We start from the raw sequence: 23,032 nt of genomic DNA on the forward strand, positions 1-23,032 counted from the left end.
GGAGTGAACGAAATGAGCTGGTTAAGTCAATGGATGAAAGAGATCATCATGATAATTTTACTGGCAACGTTCATTGATCTGCTTCTGCCCAATCGCTCGATGCAGCGATACGTCAAGCTAATGCTTAGCTTAATTATTTTACTAACCTTATTATCACCTGTCCTTAAGCTGTTCGATGCAAGACTGGCAGATCAATTAGCAAGCGAATGGAGCTCTACGTTGTCATCCACGTTAACCGCAGAGCGAAATCAGTCAACGAGCGTAAACGAAATCCGAAGACAAGGAGAGTTGCTAGCCCGTGAGCAGGAAGGCAGTGCGCTGCGGCTTGCAGAAGCGGAAATTGGCAGTCAGATGAAGGAACAGCTTGCGCTTGCCTTTCGTCACAGTGTTCAAAATGCCAACGGTACGAAGAGGAACATCTCGGAGGAACAGGTACAAGTGGAGCAGTTGCAAGTCAAGCTTACCCGCAATGCGAAGGGGGAACCAATCATTGAACGGATAGAGCTTGCTCTTTCTGCCGGACAGGCTGCTGTGAGCGAAACCGATTCTATAGATTTCGTTAAAACTGACGGCACAGTGGAGGCTGTGAAGCCGGTTCATCAAGTACAGATTCAATCAGGCTTGATTGGACAAGAGGGCCAGGAGACGGGGGAGTCTCAGCGATCGAAGGAAATCCCAGTAGCAGGATACACTGAACAGCTGGGGGAAGAGGTCGAACAGTATCGCAGCAAGGTTACGAGTCAAGCGATACGCTCACTGATGACCTCTTGGATTGTGAACGCGGAGCAAATCAAGGTGGAGTGGAAACGAGCTGAACCAAAGCTGTAGGACAGCCATCCTTTGGTCATGCGCTCAAGCAGGTGAAAATCATGAAAAAACAAGCATATTTTATATACGGGAGCATATAGGTGAAATAGGACAAGTAAGACAAGTCCATTCGATAACGAAGGAGTCGATCATGTTGGCGAAATGGTTGCAGCAGATTGAAACGTGGATCGGAAAAGGCAGCAACGATTCCAAGCGCGTCCGTTCGTTCCGCTGGCTGCTCCTGCTCGGTCTTGTCGGCGCAGCGCTCATATTGTTCGGCTCGTTCCAGCCTCAGGGAAGCGGCGGAGGGTGGTTCGGGGGCAAAGGCAGCGCAGACAAAGAGCCGCCGGCTGTCGGGGCCTTTGACTCGATGGAAACCAAGAATTCATCTGATAAGGCTTCATCGAATGTATTCGAGTCCATTGAGCAGTCATTTGAAGCACGCGTCAAAGGCATTCTGGAGGGAATTGTCGGCGTCGGACAAGTTGATGTGCTTGTCACGATCGACTCTACAGAGGAACTGATTGTTCAGCGCAACTTCAAGGACAATCAGCAGCAGACCGAAGAGACAGATTCGAACGGCGGCAAGCGGCACACTACCCAATATACGCGCGATGGTCAAATCGTGACGCTGGAATCCTCGGGAAATCAAGCTCCAATCGTGACAAAGCGCATTAAGCCGAAGGTGCGGGGAGTCATAGTCGTTGCGAAAGGGGCAGAGAATGCGACGGTGAAGAAGATGGTCGTCGATGCTGTCGAGAAAGGCTTGAATGTACCGGCTTATCGGATATCGGTCGTTCCACGCAAGATTGCTCAATAGGTAAGCTTGAACGAGAAACTGAATGAACATTAGGAGGTAATGAAGAATGAATACGAAAAGACAGACGATATGGTTAGTGTCTATGCTGAGCTTGATGGTCGTATTGTCCGCATATTATTTGTTCACGGAGGACACAACAGCTCCAGCGAAGCAAACGGTAGACAATGTACGTTCAGAACAGACATTGAAAGGTGATGCAACAGAAGTTGGGCAATTGCCAGAAATCAAAGTCACTGAGGTATCTACAGGGCATGGTGCTGATCCAAGCGTCAATGGCAAAGACGCTGCATCCGAAGCTAAGGAGAACAGCAGCAAGAGTGACGGGACCAATCCTTCTGCGACAAGCACTGGCAAGGACGATGAAGCCAAGAATGCTGGAAATGAGACTAGCGCTGCTGCGAAGGAAGACCAAGAGAAGGCGATGCTGGACAAAGTTGAAGCAGAAGGTGTTATGAAGCGGAGCTCTATTGAAGAACTGCAAATGCAGCGTGCAGAGAAGTATCAGCAAGAGATGGAGAAACTCATGAGTGACCTGAACTCAACCAGCAGTGAGAAGACTGCTGCAGTCCATGACGAAATGGGCAAGCTGGAAGAGCATGAGACGAAATTATCAAACCTGGAAACGGAGCTGCAGAAGCAGTATCAGAGTGCAGTCATCACACAGGATAATGATAAATATCAAGTGCTTGTGCAGAGCAATAAGCTTGAAGCCAAAGATGCTGTTGAAATAGTAGATAAAGTCATGAAGGACTTGAATGTGACACAAGATAAGATTGTTGTAGAATATGTCAGTGAATAGCGAATGTACTCGAATCTAGCCCAGTTGCAAACTGGGCTCTTTCCATTTGGAACGATTATGTTATAATACTAACGTCTGTAGATTGTCCTTTTTTGAAGGTTGTTCAAAAAGACAGCTTATTTTTGAGAAAGCAACGGAAGGTCTCTCAGCATGGAATCTAGCATTCAAATCACAAGGATTGTCGCATCGAATATGTCATTTCTTCTGCGGCAACACGGCACTCTGCTATGCATGCAGCTTAACAGCTACTTGTGCGCACTGCTGAACAGATTCGGTATTATATTCTGCATAGACAGCATGCGCTGAGCGTCCTTGCGGATCTCTGTTGCGGAATACCGCTCCCTTTTTGGACATGTATTTGCAGTATGAAACTACCTTGCTATAAGAGACTTATCAATTGTCACGAGGAGTGAAACATGTTGTTCAAGATTGGCGAAATCAAAGAACTGATCAAGCTGTTGGACCAAACTTCCGTGCAGGAATTGGAAATCGAGAACGAAGGTTATCGTCTTTCCATTCGCAAGCCCGGCAAGACTGAAGTCATTAGTGTTCAGCCAGCACCTGCACAGCCTACATATACCCCGGTTCCAACTGTACCTGCACAGCCAGCAGCTGCAGTTGAGACAGCTCCTGCACAGCCAGCAGTAGATGTTGTTGCCGACACGAAGGAGCAGGCGGGATTGCATAAGATTGTGTCTCCGATGGTAGGTACATTCTATCGTGCTTCTTCACCAGACACGCCTCCATTTGTGAATACGGGAGATAAAATTAACGAGAAATCGGTCGTATGTATTTTGGAAGCGATGAAGCTGATGAATGAACTCTTAGCTGAAGTCAAAGGCGAAATTGTTGAGATTCTTGTAGAAAATGGCCAGTTGGTTGAGTTCGGCCAGCCTTTATTCTTGGTGAAGCTGGATTAGTGGATGCTATCATCCCGAACAGATGTAAAGCCAAGGAGGTTTAAAACATTGAAATTTCAGAAGATTCTAATTGCTAACCGTGGTGAAATCGCTGTTCGTATCATTCGTGCTTGCCGAGAACTTGGAATTGCAACGGTTGCAGTCTACTCGGAAGCCGATCGTGATTCACTTCATGTACGACTTGCAGATGAAGCGTACTGTATTGGCCCTACATCTTCCAAGGACAGTTACTTGAACTTTACGAATATAATGAGTGTTGCTACATTGACAGAATGTGATGCAGTACATCCTGGCTATGGTTTTTTGGCGGAGAATGCTGACTTTGCTGATATTTGCGAGTCATGCGGCATTACATTCATTGGTCCTTCTTCCGATGCGATTGAGCGTATGGGAGACAAGGCTGTAGCGAAGCAGACGATGAAGGATGCAGGAGTTCCTGTCATTCCTGGTTCCGACGGTCTCGTTGAGAATATCGAAGAAGCTCTTATGATCGCACGCGATATCGGTTATCCTGTCATCATTAAGGCAACTGCCGGCGGCGGTGGCAAAGGGATCCGAATTGCGGATGATGAAGAGATGCTGGTCAAGCAAATTACGACAGCACAACAGGAAGCGGAGAGAGCCTTCGGTAATGCCGGCGTTTATTTGGAGAAGTATTTGACGGGCATGAAGCATGTTGAAATCCAAATTATCGCAGACAAGCATGGTAATGCAGCTTATCTAGGCGAACGTGACTGCTCCGTGCAGCGCAGACGTCAGAAGCTGGTTGAGGAAGCTCCTTGTCCAGTGCTGACGCCAGATATTCGTATGAAGATGGGCGAGGCAGCTGTACGCGCAGCACTCGCTGTTGACTACTCGGGTGCAGGTACTTTGGAGTTTCTGTTCGGTCCAGACGGCAATTTCTACTTCATGGAGATGAATACTCGTATTCAGGTTGAACATCCTGTTACCGAGATGATAACTGGAATTGACCTTATTCAAGAGATGATCCATGTAGCGGAAGGCAATCCATTATCGTTCCGACAAGAGGATGTTCAGCTTAATGGATGGGCGATTGAGTGCCGTGTTAACGCAGAAGACCCTGATCGCAACTTTATGCCTTCCGCAGGGCAAATTCAATTCTATTTGCCTCCGGGAGGAGCGGGTGTACGTGTGGATAGCGCAGCATATCCAGGTTGTGTGATTTCTCCACACTATGATTCCATGATTGCGAAGCTGATCGTGTGGGCTCCTACTCGCGAACAAGCGATTGAACGTATGAAGCGTGCACTTGCGGAGTTCGCGATAGAAGGTATTCATACAACAATTCCGTTCCATCAACGGTTGCTGCGGCATCCGAAGTTCGAGCAAGGGGATTTCGATATTAAGTTCCTGGAAGAGCATGAAGTCTAGAACGTCATCATGAGTAATTTGTCATAAAAATAGACAAATGCTATAGTTATGATTATGACGGACAAGAACTGCCTCTTTTCAAAAAATAATGAGGAGTGTGTAACGGATGAATCAGACGATTATTCCGGAATTTGAGCGTACTGATCTTGGCAATATTCAGATTGCTCCTGACGTGATTGCAGTGATCGCTGGTCTAGCTACTATTGAAGTAGAAGGTGTAGCGGGTATGAGCGGTGGCTTTGCAGGCGGTATTGCTGAATTACTTGGCCGTAAGAACTTGTCCAAAGGCGTTAAGGTTGAAGTTGGACAACGTGAAGCTGCAGTAGATGTGAACATCATCGTAGAATATGGTCGTCGCATTCCTGTGATTGCTGATGAGATTCAGCAGAACGTAAAGCGCTCCATTGAGATGATGACAGGTCTTCATGTTGTTGAAGTGAACGTGCATGTGCATGACGTGCATTTTAAATCGCAAGAGAAACCGGAAGAAACGGAAGTATCTACGCGAGTGAAATAATGATGGCAGTAAACCCCCTCCTGGTGGCAGGGGGTTTACTGCCATTCCATGAGGAGGATCGTCAAGCGTGAGCAGAATTGTAGACAGACTGTTGTTGTTTGTGTATAGTTTGGTCATTGGTTCGTTATCGGTAGCAGCCATTTTAGCTGCACTAGGCTTCATTCCCGAGCGGCTTGATCCAACTCAGCCTCTATGGCTGCAAACAACAGTAATATCGGTTGCGGCCGTTATTTTATTGCTTAGCGTCCGCTTCGTTTACGTTTCTATCCGTCGTGAGCGGAAGTCAATGTCATCGATTGATCAACGCACCGATATTGGTGATATTAAGATATCGATAGAAACGATCGAGAACGTAGCGTTGAAGGCAGCGTCGCGCGTCCGTGGTGTTAAGGACTTAAAGGCACGAATCCGCACCAATGAATCAGGGCTCGATATCACGATTCGCACCGTTGTGGACGGGGAGACGGCGATACAAAGCATGACGGAGGATGTTCAACGCCAGGTTCGCGATTATGTGCAGGAAATTACCGGAATACCGGTTTCTTACGTTTCGGTATACGTTGCAAATATTGTGCAGACGCAAACCTTTAAAGCGCGCGTTGAATAGGTGGTGAGCTGTCCGATGTGGAAGGAAATATGGGAGAGTCACGGCGGACGTCTACTTGGCGTCACGGCGGGCATTTTTTTTGGCATCTTGTATCTAATTGTTGGTTTTTGGGATATGCTATTTTTTGCACTTCTTGTATTCATCGGATTTGCAATCGGCAGACAGCGGGATCTGAAATTAGGCCCCTTGTTCCCATTTCAGCGAATTGGAATGTGGATGTCTGAACGTTGGAGAAGGTTGAAGTAGTCCTATGGACGCTCCGAACGACTGCTTGACCGCCGGTTCTGGCCGACGGAAGGGAATCGGGGAGCTTCATAGGATTTTTTTCACAAATAAATCGTAAGTAGATGCATCGAAGTGCTTAAGATCGTAGTAACGTTGGCAATTGCCTTAATGAACAGTAGAGTGCATGCGCTAGTGAATTGAAGGAATACGAATTCGACATGTCGGATGCTTTACATGCAGGAGGATAAATCATGAAAAGACGCATCGCCAGAGAAATGGCTATTCAAAGTTTGTATCAGCTTGAAATGACAGAGGTAACGCCACATCAGGCTGTTGCTATGATTGTGCAAGAATCTGCACAAGACAATGAAATAGGTGTTAAGCATGAGCATGCGGAAGCCATGCATGCTCATGTATTGGAATGGGTACGAGCTACATGGGAGCATCACGTTGAGATCGACGAGTTTCTGGCACGTTATTTGAAAGGGTGGCACGTTGAGCGTTTGTCCAGAGTGGATAGACAGATCCTTCGTCTGGCTACGTACGAAATGAAATATCGCGATGATGTCCCTCCTAAAGTAGCGATCAATGAGGCCATCAATTTGGCGAAGCACTTTGGTACGGACGAGTCCGGAAAATTCGTCAATGGAGTTCTAGGGCAGATGATGCGTGATATGGACGGAGCTTCTACTACGGAAGCTGCAAAGGAAGAGACAACAGAAGAATAGAAGTAAGTTCAGCTTGGATGACAATGTCGAGTATTCGGATGGAGGCGCAGAGAATGATAACAGCAACTTTATTGGATGGTAAGGCATTATCTCGTACAATTCGTGAGGAGATTACGGCGGAGACCGCTGGGCTGAAGGACAAAGGGATACAGCCAGGGCTGGCTGTCGTTCTCGTTGGTGAAGACGCTGCTTCGCAAGTATATGTGAACAGCAAGCATAAGACATGCTTGGAGCTGGGCTTCAATTCGGAAGTACATCGTCTTCCGGCAAATACGTCTCAGGAAGAGCTGCTGGCTCTTGTTCATCGCTTGAATGAAGAACCTTCCATTCACGGAATTCTTGTGCAGCTTCCGCTGCCGAAGCATATTGATGAGAAGGCTGTCATCGATGCAATTGCCGTTGAGAAGGATGTGGATGGATTCCATCCTGTCAGTGTCGGTAATATGGTCATCGGGGATGACTCTTTATTGCCTTGTACGCCAGCAGGCATTATGGAAATGCTGAAACGCAACCAGATTGACGTTGCTGGCAAGCACGCTGTTGTTATTGGGCGAAGCAACATTGTAGGCAAACCAATATCTCTCCTTCTCCAACGTGAGAATGCAACAGTTACGATGTGCCATTCTCGGACTGTCAATATGAAGGAGATTACAAAACAGGCAGACATTTTGGTTGTTGCGATTGGTCGCGCTAACTTCGTGGATCGTTCTTATATTAAGCCAGGTGCAGTCATTATCGATGTGGGCATGAACCGCCTTGAGAACGGTAAGCTGGCTGGAGATGTTGACTTTGAGGACGTGAAGGAAATTTGCGGCCCGATTACACCTGTACCAGGCGGTGTAGGACCAATGACAATTACAATGCTCATGTTCAATACACTCAAGGCCGCCAAACGAATACATCACATTGCGCACAACGAATAGTTGTGCGCTGTCTGTCATTGGGAACGAAAGGGGGCAGACAATGTGTCCGACGATGCACGAATATTATCAATTAAAGAAGTGAACCGCTACATCCGCATGAAGATGGAAGGCGATCCGAGGCTTCAGGATGTATGGCTTCGTGGAGAAATATCGAACTTCACACATCATTCAAGCGGGCATATGTATTTCACATTGAAGGATTCTGATAGCCGTATACGTACGATTATGTTTGCTTCGCACAATCAAAAGCTGGCTTTTCGTCCGAAGGAAGGAACGAAGGTCATTGCTCGCGGCAATATTACGGTGTATGAACGGGATGGTCAATACCAGTTCTATGCGCTGCATATGCAGCCTGATGGAATTGGAAGTCTGTTCATGGCCTTCGAACAGTTGAAGGAGAGATTGAACGCGGAGGGATTGTTCGGGCAGGAACGCAAGCGAAGTATCCCGCGTTATCCTGCTGCAATCGGCGTCATTACTTCGCCGACAGGTGCTGCTGTACGGGATATCCTCATTACGCTGCGCCGCCGTCAGCCCGGTGTTGCGGTATTGCTATACCCCGTATTAGTACAAGGAACACAAGCGGCAGGATCGATTGCTCAGGCGATCGAGGCGATGAACCGCAGCGGCGAGGTGGACGTGCTGATTGTGGGCCGCGGCGGAGGATCGCTAGAAGAACTATGGGCATTCAATGAAGAAGTGGTTGCGCGAGCAATCGCTGCATCGACGATCCCGATCATCTCAGCGGTTGGACATGAGACTGACTTTACGATTTCGGACTTCGTAGCCGATCTTCGAGCTCCTACACCTACGGCAGCGGCCGAATTAGCGGTCGCGAACAGGGAAGAGCTCAGGCAGCATCTTACACATGTAAATCGCAGGCTGCAATCGGCAATGAATCGTCTCTTGAATCAGAACCAGGAACGGTTGCTTCGGGCACAGCAATCTGCCGTGTTCCGCAAGCCTGAACAGTTAATGATGAAGCATGCGGATAAGGTTGCGCGCCTGCAGGAGCAGTTAACGTACCGGTTGCAGTTGATCCAAGGCCAATCTTCACAGCGATGGAAGGAACTGCGTGGTCGATTGCGTGAACAGACGCCAGTACATCAAGTGCGTGCTGCACGCAAGCGGTTGGATGGCAATCAGCATCAACTCGTTCAGTCGATGGCTGCTATCACGAAGCAGAAGCGGATGGAGGCAGCTGGGATGATTAGACAGCTGGACGCGCTTAGCCCACTTAAGATTATGTCAAGAGGGTATAGTCTTGTGTATGATGAACAGGAGGCGAAGCTGATCCGCTCGATCGAAGAAGTGCAGCTTGGAGACGTAGTGCGGGTGAAATTATCGGATGGCCAATTGGATTGTCATGTATGGTCGATGAAAGGAGAGCGTGAATAACTCTCATGGAAAATAAAGAGACTATTAAACAATTAAGCTTCGAGGCGGCGATGGATAAGTTGGAAGAGATCGTTGCCAAACTAGAAAGCGGAGACGCTCCTCTTGAACAATCAATTGAGTTGTTCCAAGAAGGAATGATGCTCTCTAAGCTTTGTTCAGAGAAGCTGGAACAAGTTGAACGCAAGATAGAGATGGTAACCGAGCAGAACGGCGAATGGAAGCGTCAGCCGTATGCAACAGAGGAGACGGGTGATTCGATTGATTAATTATCAATCGGCCGGAGTATTTGCCGATTATGTGAAGCAGCAGGCAACTCGGATTGAATCGATACTGCCGAAGATGCTGGACAGCAAGCGCAATACTCCTGAGCCGCTAACACAATCGATGCATTATTCGTTAATGGCAGGCGGCAAGCGGCTGCGGCCAGTATGTGTGTTAATGGCCTGTGATAGCTTAGGGGGCAACACACGAGCAGCGGAGCCGGTTGCATGTGCCATCGAGATGATTCATACGTACTCATTGGTACATGATGATCTGCCTGCAATGGACAATGATGATCTACGCCGTGGCAAGCCGACCAATCATAAAATCTATGGTGAGGCCATGGCAATTCTCGCTGGAGACGGTCTGTTGACGCAGGCTTTCCACTGTATTGTGCAGAGCACACGCCAGCATGGTGTTGCAGCTGAGGTATCCTTGTCTATTGTAGAGGAATTGGCAGAGTATGCAGGGATGAACGGGATGGTCGGCGGGCAGGCTGCTGACATGCTCGGTGAGCAAGGGATTACGACGTTGGATCAGCTGGAATACATCCATCTGCATAAGACAAGTGATCTTATTGTATGCTCCCTTCGCGCAGGCGGGCGGATTGGTGGCGCATCGGAACAGCAGCTGCAAGCGCTGACGACCTATGGTTATAAGCTTGGGCTCGCCTTTCAAATTCAAGATGATATTTTGGATGTCATCGGAGATGAAGCCATGCTGGGTAAGCCGAAGGGAAGCGATGAGAAGAGCGGGAAGGTTACTTATCCGTACTTCATCGGCCTTGAAGAATCGAAACAGGAAGTGGAACGCTTGACTGAGGAAGCGAAGGCTGCAATTGCGAATGCAGGGTTCCAAAAACCTGAGCTATTGGTTGGCATGGCAGATTATTTGATGAAGCGAGACCATTAATTGGCGAGTATTTAGGCACTGTTTATGATATAATAGGCCTTGCGTAGAGTGGTGCAGTATTCTAGTCGGCCTACCAACGCTGAAGGCGGGCCTAAAAATTCGCTAAAGGGCACGGCCAAAGAACGCATGAATCGTATGCCGTATGAAATCTGGCTTGCAAAAGAGGCTAAGGGTTGGTTCAGGGCTGCCCGAGGAAAACTCCTAGACTGTTCACTGGCGTGAAGCTTCTTAAGGATTATAGTGTGGACTAAGTGGTAATTCAGTCTGGCGATTGGCGACAACGTCAAGGCGCTCTTAATTGGAAACGGCCTGCTCGGCGACGAGGAGGCGAGCATCTGGGAAAACCTACTTGACCTAAGCCACAGCGTTTACTTTAGAAGTTGCCACTCTTAACTTTACGTAACTGATCAGACAGTTCTAACACATAAAGGATGGAACATCACATACAATGAAATTCTCTTTCAAACATTCCGTTCGGTGGAGCGTATTTATTTTCATCGTCACATTTGCTCTAGCTGCTATTTTTTCCGTCGTATCGACTTCGATGCTGGAGGGAGTAGGCTGGGGCATCGGGATGGTGATCGTGCTCCTACTCGTGCTCATCGGAGTGTTTTTTGATATGATGGGGTTATCTGCAGCGGCAGCGAAGGAGACACCTTTTCACGCCATGGCTTCTGAGAAGGTTGCTGGCGCGAAGCAGGCGATCGCAATCGTTCGTAACGCAGACCGATTCTCCAATTTCTGTAATGACGTGAACGGCGATATGACTGGAGTAATCAGTGGGTCGGCCACAGCAATAGTCGTTACGAACTTGTTATATTCGATGGATGCTGACTCCGCAGTAATGAAGACGGTAACGAGCGTTGTCTTCACAGGACTCGTATCAGCATTGACGGTTGGCGGGAAGGCACTCGGAAAATCCTTTGCTATTTATTACGCCACTCCGATCGTCCTGCTAATTGGGAAGTGTTTCTACGTGTTGGAGACGAAGTTCAATATTTCATTCTTCACCGTTGAAACGCAGCAAATCGAAACAACGAAAGCGAGGGAAATCCCGTGCTGCTCGAACAGATTAATCAACCTAGCGACTTGAAGCAGTTGCCTAAGGAGCAACTGGAGCCGCTAGCGGCCGAAATTCGTCAATTCTTAATTGAAAAGCTGGCAGTGACCGGAGGTCATCTAGCATCTAACTTGGGGATTGTTGAGCTAACGCTTGCCCTGCATTATTACTATGACAGCCCGAAGGACAAAATGTTATACGACGTTGGCCATCAAGCCTACGTTCACAAAATATTAACAGGACGCAAGGATCAGTTCGATACATTGCGCCAATATAAAGGTTTATGCGGCTTTGTGAAGCGTGCAGAGAGCGAACACGATGTATGGGAAGCCGGACACAGCAGTACGTCTTTGTCCGCCGCAATGGGGATGGCATTGTCCCGTGACCTGCAAGGTCAGGATAATCGGGTAGTCGCAATCATTGGAGACGGTGCGCTCACAGGCGGTATGGCGCTGGAAGCATTGAACCATATCGGGCATGAAAAGCGCAAGTTGATGGTTGTGCTGAATGACAACGAAATGTCCATTGCGCCAAATGTAGGAGCATTACATAATTATTTGTGTAAAATTCGCTCTGACCGCAACTATAAAAAAGCCAAAGAAGAAGTTGAACAGCTGCTCAAAAAAATTCCGGCTATTGGCGGTAAGCTGGCTAAAACGGCAGAACGCGTGAAGGACGGACTGAAATACCTAGTCGTCTCCGGCATGCTGTTCGAAGAATTCGGCTTGAAATATTTTGGCCCTGTAGACGGTCATGATATTGATAAGCTCCTGGACATTTTCCAGCAGGCAGACCGTATCGATGGACCGGTTCTCGTCCATGTTGTAACCCGCAAAGGGAAAGGATATTCACCAGCTGAAGCCGATTCCCATAAATGGCATGGAGCAACACCTTATAAGATTGAATCCGGCCAGCCCCTTAAATCAGTGGGCACGCCGAATTACACCGATATCTTCAGTGATGTGCTCATTGAGCTCGCTGAGCAAGACGAGCGAATCGTGGCAGTAACACCTGCAATGCCAGGCGGATCAGGACTCTTGAAGTTCGAGAAGCTGTATCCGAACCGGATGATTGATGTAGGTATCGCAGAGCAGCATGCAGCAACGATGTGCGCTGCTATGGCTATGGAAGGAATGAAGCCTGTATTTGCGGTATATTCAACCTTCCTGCAGCGAGCGTACGATCAGGTTGTACATGATATTTGCCGTCAACAAGCTAATGTCATCTTTGCAATTGACCGAGCGGGCTTCGTAGGCCCAGATGGGGAGACGCATCAAGGGGTATATGATATACCATTCTTGCGTCATATCCCTAATATGGTCATTATGATGCCGAAGGACGAGAATGAGCTTCGTCATATGATGAAGACGGCTGTTGATTATGACGCAGGCCCGATTGCCGTTCGCTATCCGCGTAATGCGGTTGTAGGGGTACCAATGGACACCGAATTGAGCCCGATTCCAATAGGAACGTGGGAAACCGTTCGGAATGGAGATTCAGCGGCTGTTCTGGCTATCGGTCCGATGGTGCAGGTTGCAGAGGAAGCAGCAGAGTTGTTGCGAAAAGAAGGCATTCGTATTCGAGTGATTAATGCGAGATTTGTTAAGCCGCTTGATGACGAGATGCTGCATCAGCTAGGGAAGGATCGCATTCCGGTAATCGTGTTGGAAGAAAGCTCGGCAATCGGAGGTTTAGGTAGTGCTGTACTGGAATGGTATGCTAACCATGGCGTTTACGATATGAGAGTGAAGCCAATTGGGGTTCCTGATTGCTTCGTCGAACATGGTAGCATTAAGGAACAGCGGAATGAAGTTGGCTTAACGCCTGAACGGGTTGTGAAAGAAGTTCATTCGATGTTATTCGCAACAGGCGGCAATAATCGGTTGACTCGGGCTTAATTATGTTCGCATTGATGAATGAATGGAATGAGACGGGAGTACAGAATGTCTATACCGAAGGAACGAATTGATGTCCTGCTCGTCGAGCAGGGGTATTATACGAGTAGAGAGAAGGCCAAGGCTGCCATTATGGCAGGCCTTGTGCTTGCAAATGCGGAACGAATTGAAAAGGCTGGCATGAAAGTACCGCGTGATGCTGCAATTACCGTGAAGGGAGCGGTTCATCCTTATGTGAGCCGCGGCGGACTTAAGCTGGAGAAGGCGATCCAGCAATTCGGATTGAACATGCAGGACGCTGTAATGCTTGATATTGGAGCATCTACTGGGGGATTTACCGATTGCGCATTGCAAAATGGTGCACAGAAGGTGTATGCGGTAGATGTCGGCTACAACCAGCTTGACTGGTCTTTGCGCAATGATGATCGGGTAATCGTCATGGAGAGAACGAATTTCCGATATACGGAGCCAGGGGATTTAGTAGGACCGGTACCGGATACAGCTTCTATTGATGTTTCTTTTATTTCCTTGAAACTGATCCTACCACCACTTGCGCGATTGCTGGCTAAGCCTGGACGGGTAGTTGCACTGATTAAGCCTCAATTCGAAGCAGGGCGTGAGAAGGTTGGCAAATCGGGAATTGTTCGTGAAGCAAGTACACATGAGCAGGTGTTGAGAGAGATTCTTGATTTTGCTGCCTCGATCGGTTTCCAATTGGAAGGGTTAACGTACTCTCCAATAACGGGCGGAGAGGGCAATATTGAATTTCTAGCGTACTGGAATGTGCCTGAACTTACGGAAGAAGAAGTGCCGCATGTATCACGCGATCTGATCGCTGACATCGTGAGAGAGGCACATACTACGTTCCGATCCTAGCTGGCAATGGAACATGCTGTAGAAGAAACTCATCCGGGACAAGCATCCGTCGGATGAGTTTCTTTTGCACCATAGCACGTATCTAATCAAATCTATATGCGCATAGGCTGCGAACCAGGGGTGAATTTCGATGGGTGATCGTTGGATCATGGGATTGATCGGAATTGGTTTGGCTGTATGGATTGGATATGCAATACGACATTATATGCGAACACCTGAAGCGATGGAGAATGTGTGCTTATCCGAGAGATATCCGCAGGATGAAGAGATTGTCGCATTGCTTGAGTCAGCGGGTTACGAGATCATTGGCGGCAAGTATTTTGTGCCAATTCAGATTCAGATGAACGGAGAAGAGCTAGAGTCCACGAAATTGTGGATTGATATGGTCGTCAAACGGGGCGAACAATGGTATATTGTTCGTATCGTACGCGAACGGATGCAGCTCGATTGGAGCGCCAGTGCAATTCGCAGACATTGGGGAGCTTACTTCGCGGCATATCCTGAATGTGATGGGCTGCTTGTCGTTGATATGGCAGAGCGGCGAATTCGCATGCTTCATATGGAGTTTGGGGAAGCAGAAGCTTGACCCTTGCAAGATTAGGCGTAGGTATGAAAGAATGGCAAGCGAACAATGCAATATGAAAGTTATCGCAATAAGCAAATAATAAGTCATGGAATTATGGTGTAGACAGTATGGAGGGCATGCATGAAAGGACAACGACATATTAAAATCCGAGAAATCGTAATGAATAACGATATTGAGACGCAAGACGAGCTGGTGGATTCATTGCGCAATGCAGGGTTCCATGTTACTCAAGCAACTGTATCTCGGGATATGAAAGAATTGCATCTCATTAAGGTGCCAATGGACAATGGCCGATATAAATATTCACTCCCAATCGATCAGCGCTTCAATCCTGCACAGAAGTTAAAGCGGTCACTTCTTGATAACTTCGTCAGTGTAGACAGCGCTGAGAACTTAGTAGTCATGAAGTGTCTACCAGGTACAGCAAATGCGATCGCTGTATTGATGGACTCGATTGAATGGCCTGAAATTATGGGCACGGTATGCGGTGATGATACAATCTTGATCATTTGCCGTACCAAAGAATTGAGTCAGAGTGTTGTTGATCAAGTGATGAGTTACATTTCATAAGTGTTCTTCCGGGAGGGGTTCTTCTTGCTAGTAGCTATATCTATCCGCAATTTGGCGGTTATTGAATCGGTACAGCTGCGGTTTCACCGTGGATTTCATGTCTTAACGGGGGAAACGGGCGCGGGCAAGTCGATCATTATTGATGCGTTAGGTCTTATCGGAGGAGCAAGGGGATCAGCAGATTTTGTTCGATATGGCTGTGATCGCGCGGAAGTCGAGGCTTCGTTCGATCTTGCCATTGATCATCCGGTATGGGAGGCGCTTTCCCGCTTAGGGATTCAGGGAAGCAGTGAAGAGCTCCTCATTATTCGCAGGGAATTGACCGCGCAGGGCAAGAGCATGTGCCGGATCAATGGTCAAATGGTTACGTTGACGATGCTGCGCGAAATCGGTGAGCTGCTCATAAATATTCATGGGCAGCATGAGCACCAATCCCTTCTCAAGGTTGAGCGTCACTTGGACTGGCTCGATGCTTATGGCGGGGAAGAGGTTGCTGTACTTAAGCGGAAATATCGTGATGATTACGGATGCTTCATGGCGCTGCAGCATGAATTGAATCAATTGAAGGAAACGAGTCAGCAAGCCTACCAGATGCTTGATCTGTACCGGTTCCAGATTGAGGAGCTGCGCAATGCACAGTTGAAAATTGGTGAGGATGAATCATTAACGGAAGAAAAGCGCAAACTAGCCAATGCGGAGCAGCTTATGGATCATGTAAATGTATCTTATGAACGCTTGTATGGCCAAGGTGCAATGGATTCCGTTAGTGTCGCAATTTCCAAACTTGAAGATGTGCTCATGTACGACGCAGTTAAGTTTCAGCCTATAATTGAGCAAATGCAAAATGCGTATTATCAACTGGAAGATGCGGCTTACCAGCTCCGCGATTACCGTGAGAATATCGAGTTCAATCCGGAACGCCTTGAACAAATTGAGGATCGACTGGATCAGCTGACTTCATTGAAGCGCAAGTATGGCTCAACTGTTGAGGAGATGCTTGAATATTTAGCCAAGATTGAAGATGAAGCTGACAAGCTGGAACATAAGGATGAACGCATATTGAAGCTCGAAGCAGAGACACAAGAACGTCTGGGTAAGCTCGCTAAGCGAGCGCAAGCCCTGAGTGATGCTCGCCGAGAGTTATCACTGGAATTGACGAAGCGAATTGAAGCGGAACTGCAGCATCTTCATATGGAACGTACTCGGCTCGATGTCCGTTTGGATCGATTGCAGGATGGACAAGGCGGGCATGAGGTCGACGGTGTATCTGTTCGCTTCACGAAGAACGGATGGGATGATGCAGAGTTCCTTATTTCACCGAACCCTGGAGAACCATTGCGTCCGCTCCATAAGATCGCATCTGGCGGTGAGCTGTCACGTATCATGCTTGCCATGAAGACAATCTTTGCCGAAGTTGATCGAATCCCAGTGCTCGTATTTGACGAAGTGGATACTGGCGTAAGTGGCCGGGCCGCTCAAGCCATTGCTGAGAAGCTTGCTGAAGTGTCTCGGAGTGGACAAGTATTCGCTATTACTCATCTTCCACAGGTTGCTTGCATGGCTGACCACCAATACTACATCGAGAAGCAGGTTCGAGATGAACGGACTTCTACTCAGGTACATGAATTGGAGGATGAAGGCCGTATTATCGAGCTTGCTCGCATGCTAGGCGGGGTGGAAGTAACGGAAGCGACTATGCATCATGCACAAGAAATGCTTGAATTGGCTGAACGTCAAAAAGGTGCGTAATTCTAAGGGATTTAGGAATCATTTTCACTTATAAAACGTAGGGGCCGGGGATACCTTAAAGTTACGAAATGGGCACGTCTCTTTTCGTCAAGCTTCCGTCTAACAAAGGAGTGTGACCACCTTTGAACCCCAACGTCAAACGACTGCTTGGCCTAATGCTCGTCATTCTTGTATGCTTAAGCACTACAACAGCAACCTTTCGCACGTATGCGGCGCTGCCGAATCAACTGAGGTTATTTGAAGGACAGCAAACGAAGCTTGATCTCGTGATGCCTGTTCAGGCTTCAGCGACGGTAGATCGACCGGATATTTTGCGTGTGAACGGCGAGAATCGACCTACATTCCAATTATCACCGAATCGTCCAATTTCATTACAGTCAGCCCAATCTGGTCAAGCAGAGCTGAAATTGAAGCTGTTCGGAGGCATTCCACTCAAGACATTGAAAGTGAATGTAGTTCCGAATTTGCGTGTCATTCCCGGAGGCCAAACGATTGGCGTCAAAGTCAAATCAGCAGGCATCCTTGTTGTCGGCCATCATCTTGTGAAGGTTGAGGGAGAACGCAAAGTATCTCCAGGTGAAGAAGCAGGTGTTCGCCTTGGTGATCTCATTACGAGTATGAACGGAAATCGATTGAATGATGTAAGCAAGGTTGCGGATATCGTGAAGCAGGCTGGCGAGAACAAACGTCCACTTGATCTTGTAATTCGGCGCGGCGATACTGAAGTGAAAGCTCAGTTGACCCCCGCGTACGATCAGGAGGACAAAACGTGGCGGCTAGGCTTGTACATCCGAGATTCAGCAGCCGGAGTAGGAACTTTGACGTTCTATGCTCCAGACCAAGGAGTGTATGGGGCGCTTGGACATATCATTACGGATATGGACACGCAGACTCCGATCGTGGTGGGGCAAGGTGAAATTGTCCAGTCCCATGTAACTTCCATTTCGAAAAGTCAAAATGGAGAACCAGGTGAAAAACGTGCTCAATTTGTGAAGGAAAGCCGTGTTTTAGGCAATATCGAACGCAATACGCCATTTGGCATTTTTGGTAAGATGGTATCTAATCCAGAACATAGTGTATATAAAGAACCGATTCCTGTTGCATTCCGCGAAGAGGTTAAGGTGGGACCTGCCGAAATGCTGACCGTGGTGAATGGTCAACAAGTGGAACGATACAAGATTGAAGTCGTCCATGTTACGAAGCAATCAGCACCTGCAACCAAAGGGATGGTTATCCGCATAACAGATCCGCGGCTGCTGCAAAAAACCGGAGGCATTGTGCAAGGGATGAGCGGCAGTCCGATTATTCAAGATGGCAAATTGATTGGTGCAGTTACGCATGTGTTCGTCAATGATCCAAGCTCAGGCTATGGATGCTTTATCGAATGGATGCTGCAGGATGCTGGTGTTGTCCTGGCTTCACCTCAGTCAATGAATGAACAAGGGAAGGTTCACGTTCAACGTGATCCTTCTTTTTCTTTTACATCACGACGATCGCATCAATCTTCAGGATATGTCGAATCGATACGAATGAATACGAAATCTGTTGGATCGTTGGACAAATCATTAATTATAATAGAAAAATTTTAAAAAATAAAGAAAAAAAGTTTTCGACAGAAGGAATTTCATCTTTGATGTCGAATAACATGATCTGGAAGCGATAAACACCAAACCGGTTACTATCGTGTGCGAAACTTTGACAAGGGAGGATCCCAAGTTGCAAAAGATCGAAATATTGTTAGCGGACGACAACAGAGAATTTACAAATTTGTTGGCTGATTTCTTATCCGAACAAGACGACATGGTCGTTACTGGTGTTGCCTATAATGGCGAAGAGGTGCTCCAATTCCTTGAGCAGACGAGAGCGGTGCCTGACGTGCTCATTCTCGATATTATTATGCCTCATTTGGATGGTTTGGGTGTACTTGAGCGCTTGCGCAATATGGACTTGTCCCCGCAACCGAAGATCATTATGCTCACAGCCTTCGGCCAAGAGAGCATTACGCAACGTGCGGTTCAACTTGGCGCATCCTATTACATATTGAAGCCTTTCGATATGGACATTTTGGCGAATCGTATTAGACAGCTGGCAGGTGTTGCATCCAATGCTTCGGTAACTGGAGGATCTGCTAGTAACTTAATGACATCATCTGTATCGAAGTCGAATGTCGTACCGCTTGGCAAATCCAAAAACTTAGACGCGAATATCACGTCTATCATACATGAAATCGGTGTTCCTGCGCATATTAAGGGGTACCAGTACTTGCGCGAAGCAATCACGATGGTGTACAACAATATCGAAATTTTGGGCTCCATCACGAAAACGCTGTATCCAGCGATCGCGGAGAAGTACAAAACGACACCCAGCCGCGTTGAGCGCGCGATCCGCCATGCGATTGAAGTTGCATGGACTCGCGGCAACATCGACAGCATTAGCCGTCTATTTGGCTACACAATCAACATCAGTAAGTCGAAGCCAACTAACTCCGAGTTCATCGCGATGGTCGCTGATAAGCTGAGAATCGAGCATAAGGTTTCTTAGGAATCATTGCTGTGGATTTTGCGGCGAGATTTTATTTTTTCGTTGTATTTAACGGTAAACATCAAAATAAATAGCGGAGCACTATCAATAAATAAGCGTCGATCCTAATCGGATGGCGCTTATTTATTCTTGTTATATCATCTATTATATGGGGAATAAACATAATATAGTAAAATTAGATCGAAGATGATTCATTATTTTCTCCGAAACCCCCTTATTTTGTTAGATTTACCTTGATTATCATTGAATGTTGATGCATAACATGCAATAGTATTAAAATCAAATATCAGCATAGAGATTGTAAGAAGGGGAGAGAGTCTTGGTAGGTTTACTTAAATTTACTTTCATCTTCACATTGCCAATATCAATAGTTTGTCTATTATTGCTTTTTTTCGGTAATCATCATGATGTTCCTTTTTCTTTTTATGTAATAACTTTTGCTTCTGTGCTAATACCTATTTTTAGCAGATTTAAATGGAGGCAGCTTGAAGCAGCGGAAATCGATAATAATCGCACTATTACAACTACAGTATTAAATCGGGCACCTGAATTTAAAGCTTCTCATCATTTCGAATCGGTGGGCGCAGAAATGTCATTACTCGTTGATGAAAAACAACAACAAATATGCTTCTGCCATAAAAACAGTTTTAGACCTCAAATATACAACTACCGAGATATCGTAAAGTCTGAATTGCTTCTTGATGAGAACAATATCTCAACGATGCATAGAGATCACTGTGGTCATGATAATGGAGGGGGACACTCTTTACTAGGCTATAGATGTAATAGACGTATCAAAAAAATTGAGTTGAGCATCATAGTAGATGATATGTATCAACCCGTGTATAAAATTAAATTTCTTAACGATGGTTATGGGCTTCTTGAGAATGAATCTGAATATAAAAGGGCTTTTGAAGAGGCATATCAATGTCATCAGCTAATTAATGTGTTAATGAAACGTGGATTAGACTCCGTTAAGCCAAATGAGACCGTAAAGTCGACAGGGACTACAACTGTAATAGAGCCAACGTCTACAGTATTAGTGGCTGATGAGCTTCGCAAGCTTTCTCAATTGAAGGATGAGGGCGTTATAAGTCAAGAGGAATTCGATGCCCAAAAGAAGAAATTAATTGGTTAGTTTAAAATACATAAAGTCATATTGAAATAAAAAAATCATTATAATTTACAATAAAGCACAATCGTAAGAGAGAATAAGTGTCGACCGTACAGGGAGACGCTTATTTTTTTTGATAGATTTTAAGGTAATGATGGAAGATGGGATGGTGATATATTACAATTAACTTATTGAAAAATGTTCCAAACCAAAGGAGAAACCCTGCACATGAGAACGATATTGGTCGCAGACGACGATGAAAATATAGTGGAACTGATAGGATTATATCTCCGAGCAGAAGGATTTCACGTTATTGAAGCACGGGATGGGGTGGAGGCGCTACGGTACATGGATGCGGAGCGAGTCGATCTTGTCATTTTAGATATAATGATGCCGAATATGGATGGGTGGGAGCTGTGCGAGGAGCTGCGCCGTTCACATCCTGATTTGCCTATCCTTATGGCTACAGCCAAAGGGGAGCCCGGGCAGAAGGTAAGAGGATTCCAATTGGGAACGGACGATTATATAACGAAGCCATTCGATCCAGTGGAGCTGGTAATGCGCGTCAAAGCACTGCTTCGGCGTTACCGAATTGCATTCTCGCAGGTTGTGCAGCTTGGCCCGCTGCGCTTGGATCGAAGCAGTTATAAAGTAATGATGGAGGATGACGACTCTGTCATTACACTGCCACTGAAGGAATTTGAACTCTTGTTTAAGCTTGCGAGTTGCCCTGGGCAGATCTTAACGAGGGAACAGCTCATACAGGATATATGGGGGATGGACTATACAGGGGACGACCGAACCGTTGACGTACATATTAAGCGGCTCCGTGAACGATTTTCCAACTACTCGGAGATCTTTAATATTGTGACTGCTCGCAGCCTCGGATATCGAATTGAGGTATGTCATGATTAAGACCCTGTACGTTCAAGTGGTGCTTACGTTCATATTAGCAATTATTATCGGCATTATTGCCGCCTTTTCTGTGTCGGGGTTGTTGTTTCAGAAGGAAATGGAAGAAGTGTCGTACCGTCAATTGATGAATCTTGGTGATGACTTGGCTCGTCTGCGTACTTCGATGTCAGCATCTCAATTTAAGGATTATGTGATGTCGTTGAAGGCACTTACGATGTATGAGGTTCGGATATTGAATAGTGATGGAGACACTGTTATTCACCACAATGCGAAAGAACGGGCAGGTTACCCCATTAAGGCAGAACAGCTGAAGAAGGTGCTAGAAGGGGAGCGGATTCGTGCAATTGCGGACAATGATGAACAAGAGCCGATTATCGGGATCCCTATACAGATCGGTAACGAGCGTCAGGCTTTATTTTTGCAAATGTCGATTAGTGGTTTGGATGTAATCGGCCGATTTATTACAATGGTTCTCGTCGTCGTGCTTGTTGTTGGCAGCTTATGTTTCCTGATCGCTGCCCGATTTGTTGTATTGCCGGTTAAGCGAATGACTGCAGCTACGAGGAAGATGGCAAAAGGGGATTTCTCGGCAGAGCTGCGCATGAGGAGAAGAGATGAGATTGGCGAGCTGGCGAATAGCTTCAATCAAATGGCTAAAGAGCTGAACCAGCTTGAGCAGATGAGGCAGGATTTCGTCTCCAATGTATCGCATGAGATCCAGTCCCCTCTAACCTCAATCATAGGATTCACTAAAGCTCTAAAATCGAATGTCATTCCGGAACAGCAGCGGGAGAGATATCTGCACATTATTTTAACGGAAAGTGAGCGATTATCTCGGGTAAGCGATAACCTGCTCCAGCTGGCCTCTCTGGAGTCGGATCATCATCCGATGAACATGAGAGCTTACGCGCTCGATGAGCAGCTTCGGAGAATTGTAGTAGCCTGCGAGCCGCAATGGAAAGACAAGACGCTGCATATGGATTTGCAGTTGACTCCTATAACGATTGTCGCGGACGAAGATCTGCTTAGCCATGTTTGGATGAATATAATCGGCAACAGCATGAAGTTTACGCCGAACAATGGGACAATTACCATTTCGTTAACGAACCAGCCGACAGGGTGGACGCAAGTGACGATTACCGATACCGGGATAGGTATCCCTGATCAAGAGCTAACTCGGGTATTTGAGCGGTTTTATAAAGTTGATCGGTCAAGGCGTAGAGATGGAAATGGAAGTGGTTTGGGACTGGCAATTGTCAATAAAGTCATAGCGCTCCATCAAGGGACAGTCACAATTGCGAGCCGTACTGGGGAAGGAACGACGGTGACGATTAGACTGCGATCGCCTAATGCGATGTAAGGAATTGCAATCATGAAATTTATATATAAGAGAACGAATGGGACCATAGCCAAAGGA

General features: G+C 46.8%; 25 protein-coding genes. 24 read left to right on the forward strand and 1 reads right to left on the reverse strand.

The annotated features are described in order from the left end of the window. Positions 1-12 precede the first annotated feature (12 nt). The 3 genes from spoIIIAF to PBN151_RS04630 all read left to right on the forward strand — a co-directional run bounded on the left by spoIIIAF (position 13) and on the right by PBN151_RS04630 (position 2,426). On the forward strand, positions 13-828 hold the full coding sequence (spoIIIAF, locus tag PBN151_RS04620; RefSeq protein WP_072727890.1) for a stage III sporulation protein AF: 816 nt from the start codon (positions 13-15) through the stop codon (positions 826-828). 130 nt (positions 829-958) lie between these two features. After that, the gene (gene spoIIIAG / locus PBN151_RS04625) at positions 959-1,627 is read left to right on the forward strand and encodes a stage III sporulation protein AG (RefSeq protein ID WP_072727891.1); all 669 of its coding nucleotides are present in this window, start codon (positions 959-961) and stop codon (positions 1,625-1,627) included. Positions 1,628-1,673: 46 nt separating this feature from the next. Then, entirely contained in the window at positions 1,674-2,426 is a 753-nt protein-coding gene (locus PBN151_RS04630) for a SpoIIIAH-like family protein (RefSeq protein ID WP_021252985.1), read from the forward strand. A 225-nt stretch (positions 2,427-2,651) separates the two neighbouring features. On the opposite strand, the gene PBN151_RS32235 is transcribed toward PBN151_RS04630, so the two are convergent. Beyond that, positions 2,652-2,780: a hypothetical protein gene (locus PBN151_RS32235; protein ID WP_265332073.1), complete on the reverse strand. Its 129-nt coding sequence runs from the start codon at positions 2,778-2,780 to the stop codon at positions 2,652-2,654. Between the two features lie 65 nt (positions 2,781-2,845). Between PBN151_RS32235 and accB the strand changes: the two genes are divergently transcribed. The 21 genes from accB (at position 2,846) to PBN151_RS04735 (ending at position 22,975) form a co-directional block, all read left to right on the forward strand. Continuing rightward, a complete protein-coding gene (gene accB, locus PBN151_RS04635) occupies positions 2,846-3,346 on the forward strand; it encodes an acetyl-CoA carboxylase biotin carboxyl carrier protein (protein WP_028533131.1) in 501 nt (166 codons plus the stop codon). 48 nt (positions 3,347-3,394) lie between these two features. Further along, positions 3,395-4,738 carry an acetyl-CoA carboxylase biotin carboxylase subunit gene (accC, locus tag PBN151_RS04640; protein WP_021252983.1) on the forward strand — a complete coding sequence of 448 codons (1,344 nt, stop codon included), beginning with the start codon at positions 3,395-3,397 and terminating at the stop codon, positions 4,736-4,738. A gap of 106 nt (positions 4,739-4,844) precedes the next feature. After that, the gene (locus PBN151_RS04645; protein WP_021252982.1) at positions 4,845-5,255 is read left to right on the forward strand and encodes an Asp23/Gls24 family envelope stress response protein; all 411 of its coding nucleotides are present in this window, start codon (positions 4,845-4,847) and stop codon (positions 5,253-5,255) included. Positions 5,256-5,322: 67 nt separating this feature from the next. Continuing rightward, positions 5,323-5,862 (forward strand): alkaline shock response membrane anchor protein AmaP, encoded by a 540-nt coding sequence (gene amaP / locus PBN151_RS04650; protein WP_072727892.1) that lies wholly within the window; start codon positions 5,323-5,325, stop codon positions 5,860-5,862. Between the two features lie 15 nt (positions 5,863-5,877). After that, positions 5,878-6,108, forward strand: coding sequence for a DUF2273 domain-containing protein (locus tag PBN151_RS04655; protein ID WP_021252980.1), 231 nt, complete (start codon positions 5,878-5,880; stop codon positions 6,106-6,108). 230 nt (positions 6,109-6,338) lie between these two features. Next, positions 6,339-6,815, forward strand: coding sequence for a transcription antitermination factor NusB (nusB, locus tag PBN151_RS04660; protein ID WP_072727893.1), 477 nt, complete (start codon positions 6,339-6,341; stop codon positions 6,813-6,815). A gap of 53 nt (positions 6,816-6,868) precedes the next feature. Then, positions 6,869-7,738 (forward strand): bifunctional methylenetetrahydrofolate dehydrogenase/methenyltetrahydrofolate cyclohydrolase FolD, encoded by an 870-nt coding sequence (gene folD / locus PBN151_RS04665; protein WP_021261775.1) that lies wholly within the window; start codon positions 6,869-6,871, stop codon positions 7,736-7,738. A 42-nt stretch (positions 7,739-7,780) separates the two neighbouring features. Continuing rightward, positions 7,781-9,136, forward strand: a complete 1,356-nt coding sequence (xseA, locus tag PBN151_RS04670) for an exodeoxyribonuclease VII large subunit (protein ID WP_072727894.1) — start codon at positions 7,781-7,783, stop codon at positions 9,134-9,136. Between the two features lie 5 nt (positions 9,137-9,141). Then, positions 9,142-9,402, forward strand: a complete 261-nt coding sequence (gene xseB / locus PBN151_RS04675) for an exodeoxyribonuclease VII small subunit (protein WP_072727895.1) — start codon at positions 9,142-9,144, stop codon at positions 9,400-9,402. After that, positions 9,368-10,309 (forward strand): polyprenyl synthetase family protein, encoded by a 942-nt coding sequence (locus tag PBN151_RS04680; RefSeq protein WP_072727896.1) that lies wholly within the window; start codon positions 9,368-9,370, stop codon positions 10,307-10,309. The genes xseB and PBN151_RS04680 overlap by 35 nt, the downstream gene beginning before the upstream one ends. A 448-nt stretch (positions 10,310-10,757) precedes the next feature. After that, positions 10,758-11,402, forward strand: a complete 645-nt coding sequence (locus PBN151_RS04685; RefSeq protein ID WP_370510399.1) for a hypothetical protein — start codon at positions 10,758-10,760, stop codon at positions 11,400-11,402. Beyond that, on the forward strand, positions 11,366-13,267 hold the full coding sequence (dxs, locus tag PBN151_RS04690; RefSeq protein WP_072727897.1) for a 1-deoxy-D-xylulose-5-phosphate synthase: 1,902 nt from the start codon (positions 11,366-11,368) through the stop codon (positions 13,265-13,267). The genes PBN151_RS04685 and dxs overlap by 37 nt, the downstream gene beginning before the upstream one ends. A 45-nt stretch (positions 13,268-13,312) precedes the next feature. Further along, a complete protein-coding gene (locus PBN151_RS04695; protein WP_065293212.1) occupies positions 13,313-14,140 on the forward strand; it encodes a TlyA family RNA methyltransferase in 828 nt (275 codons plus the stop codon). Between the two features lie 130 nt (positions 14,141-14,270). Then, positions 14,271-14,726 carry a DNA-binding protein gene (locus PBN151_RS04700; protein WP_072727898.1) on the forward strand — a complete coding sequence of 152 codons (456 nt, stop codon included), beginning with the start codon at positions 14,271-14,273 and terminating at the stop codon, positions 14,724-14,726. Positions 14,727-14,846: 120 nt separating this feature from the next. Then, positions 14,847-15,296, forward strand: coding sequence for a transcriptional regulator AhrC/ArgR (ahrC, locus tag PBN151_RS04705; RefSeq protein ID WP_005546729.1), 450 nt, complete (start codon positions 14,847-14,849; stop codon positions 15,294-15,296). Between the two features lie 24 nt (positions 15,297-15,320). Then, positions 15,321-17,045, forward strand: a complete 1,725-nt coding sequence (gene recN, locus PBN151_RS04710; protein ID WP_072727899.1) for a DNA repair protein RecN — start codon at positions 15,321-15,323, stop codon at positions 17,043-17,045. A gap of 122 nt (positions 17,046-17,167) precedes the next feature. Further along, positions 17,168-18,634: a SpoIVB peptidase gene (spoIVB, locus tag PBN151_RS04715; protein ID WP_072727900.1), complete on the forward strand. Its 1,467-nt coding sequence runs from the start codon at positions 17,168-17,170 to the stop codon at positions 18,632-18,634. Between the two features lie 127 nt (positions 18,635-18,761). Continuing rightward, a complete protein-coding gene (gene spo0A, locus PBN151_RS04720; protein ID WP_021252968.1) occupies positions 18,762-19,586 on the forward strand; it encodes a sporulation transcription factor Spo0A in 825 nt (274 codons plus the stop codon). A 319-nt stretch (positions 19,587-19,905) separates the two neighbouring features. Continuing rightward, positions 19,906-20,724, forward strand: a complete 819-nt coding sequence (locus tag PBN151_RS04725; protein WP_072727901.1) for an SHOCT domain-containing protein — start codon at positions 19,906-19,908, stop codon at positions 20,722-20,724. A 204-nt stretch (positions 20,725-20,928) separates the two neighbouring features. Then, positions 20,929-21,615 (forward strand): response regulator transcription factor, encoded by a 687-nt coding sequence (locus PBN151_RS04730; RefSeq protein ID WP_083544929.1) that lies wholly within the window; start codon positions 20,929-20,931, stop codon positions 21,613-21,615. Next, entirely contained in the window at positions 21,608-22,975 is a 1,368-nt protein-coding gene (locus PBN151_RS04735) for a sensor histidine kinase (protein WP_072727902.1), read from the forward strand. The genes PBN151_RS04730 and PBN151_RS04735 overlap by 8 nt, the downstream gene beginning before the upstream one ends. Positions 22,976-23,032: the final 57 nt, after the last annotated feature.

The sequence above is a fragment of the Paenibacillus sp. NAIST15-1 genome (assembly GCF_001894745.1).
In the GTDB taxonomy this organism is placed as follows: Bacteria; Bacillota; Bacilli; order Paenibacillales; family Paenibacillaceae; genus Paenibacillus_B; species Paenibacillus_B suaedae.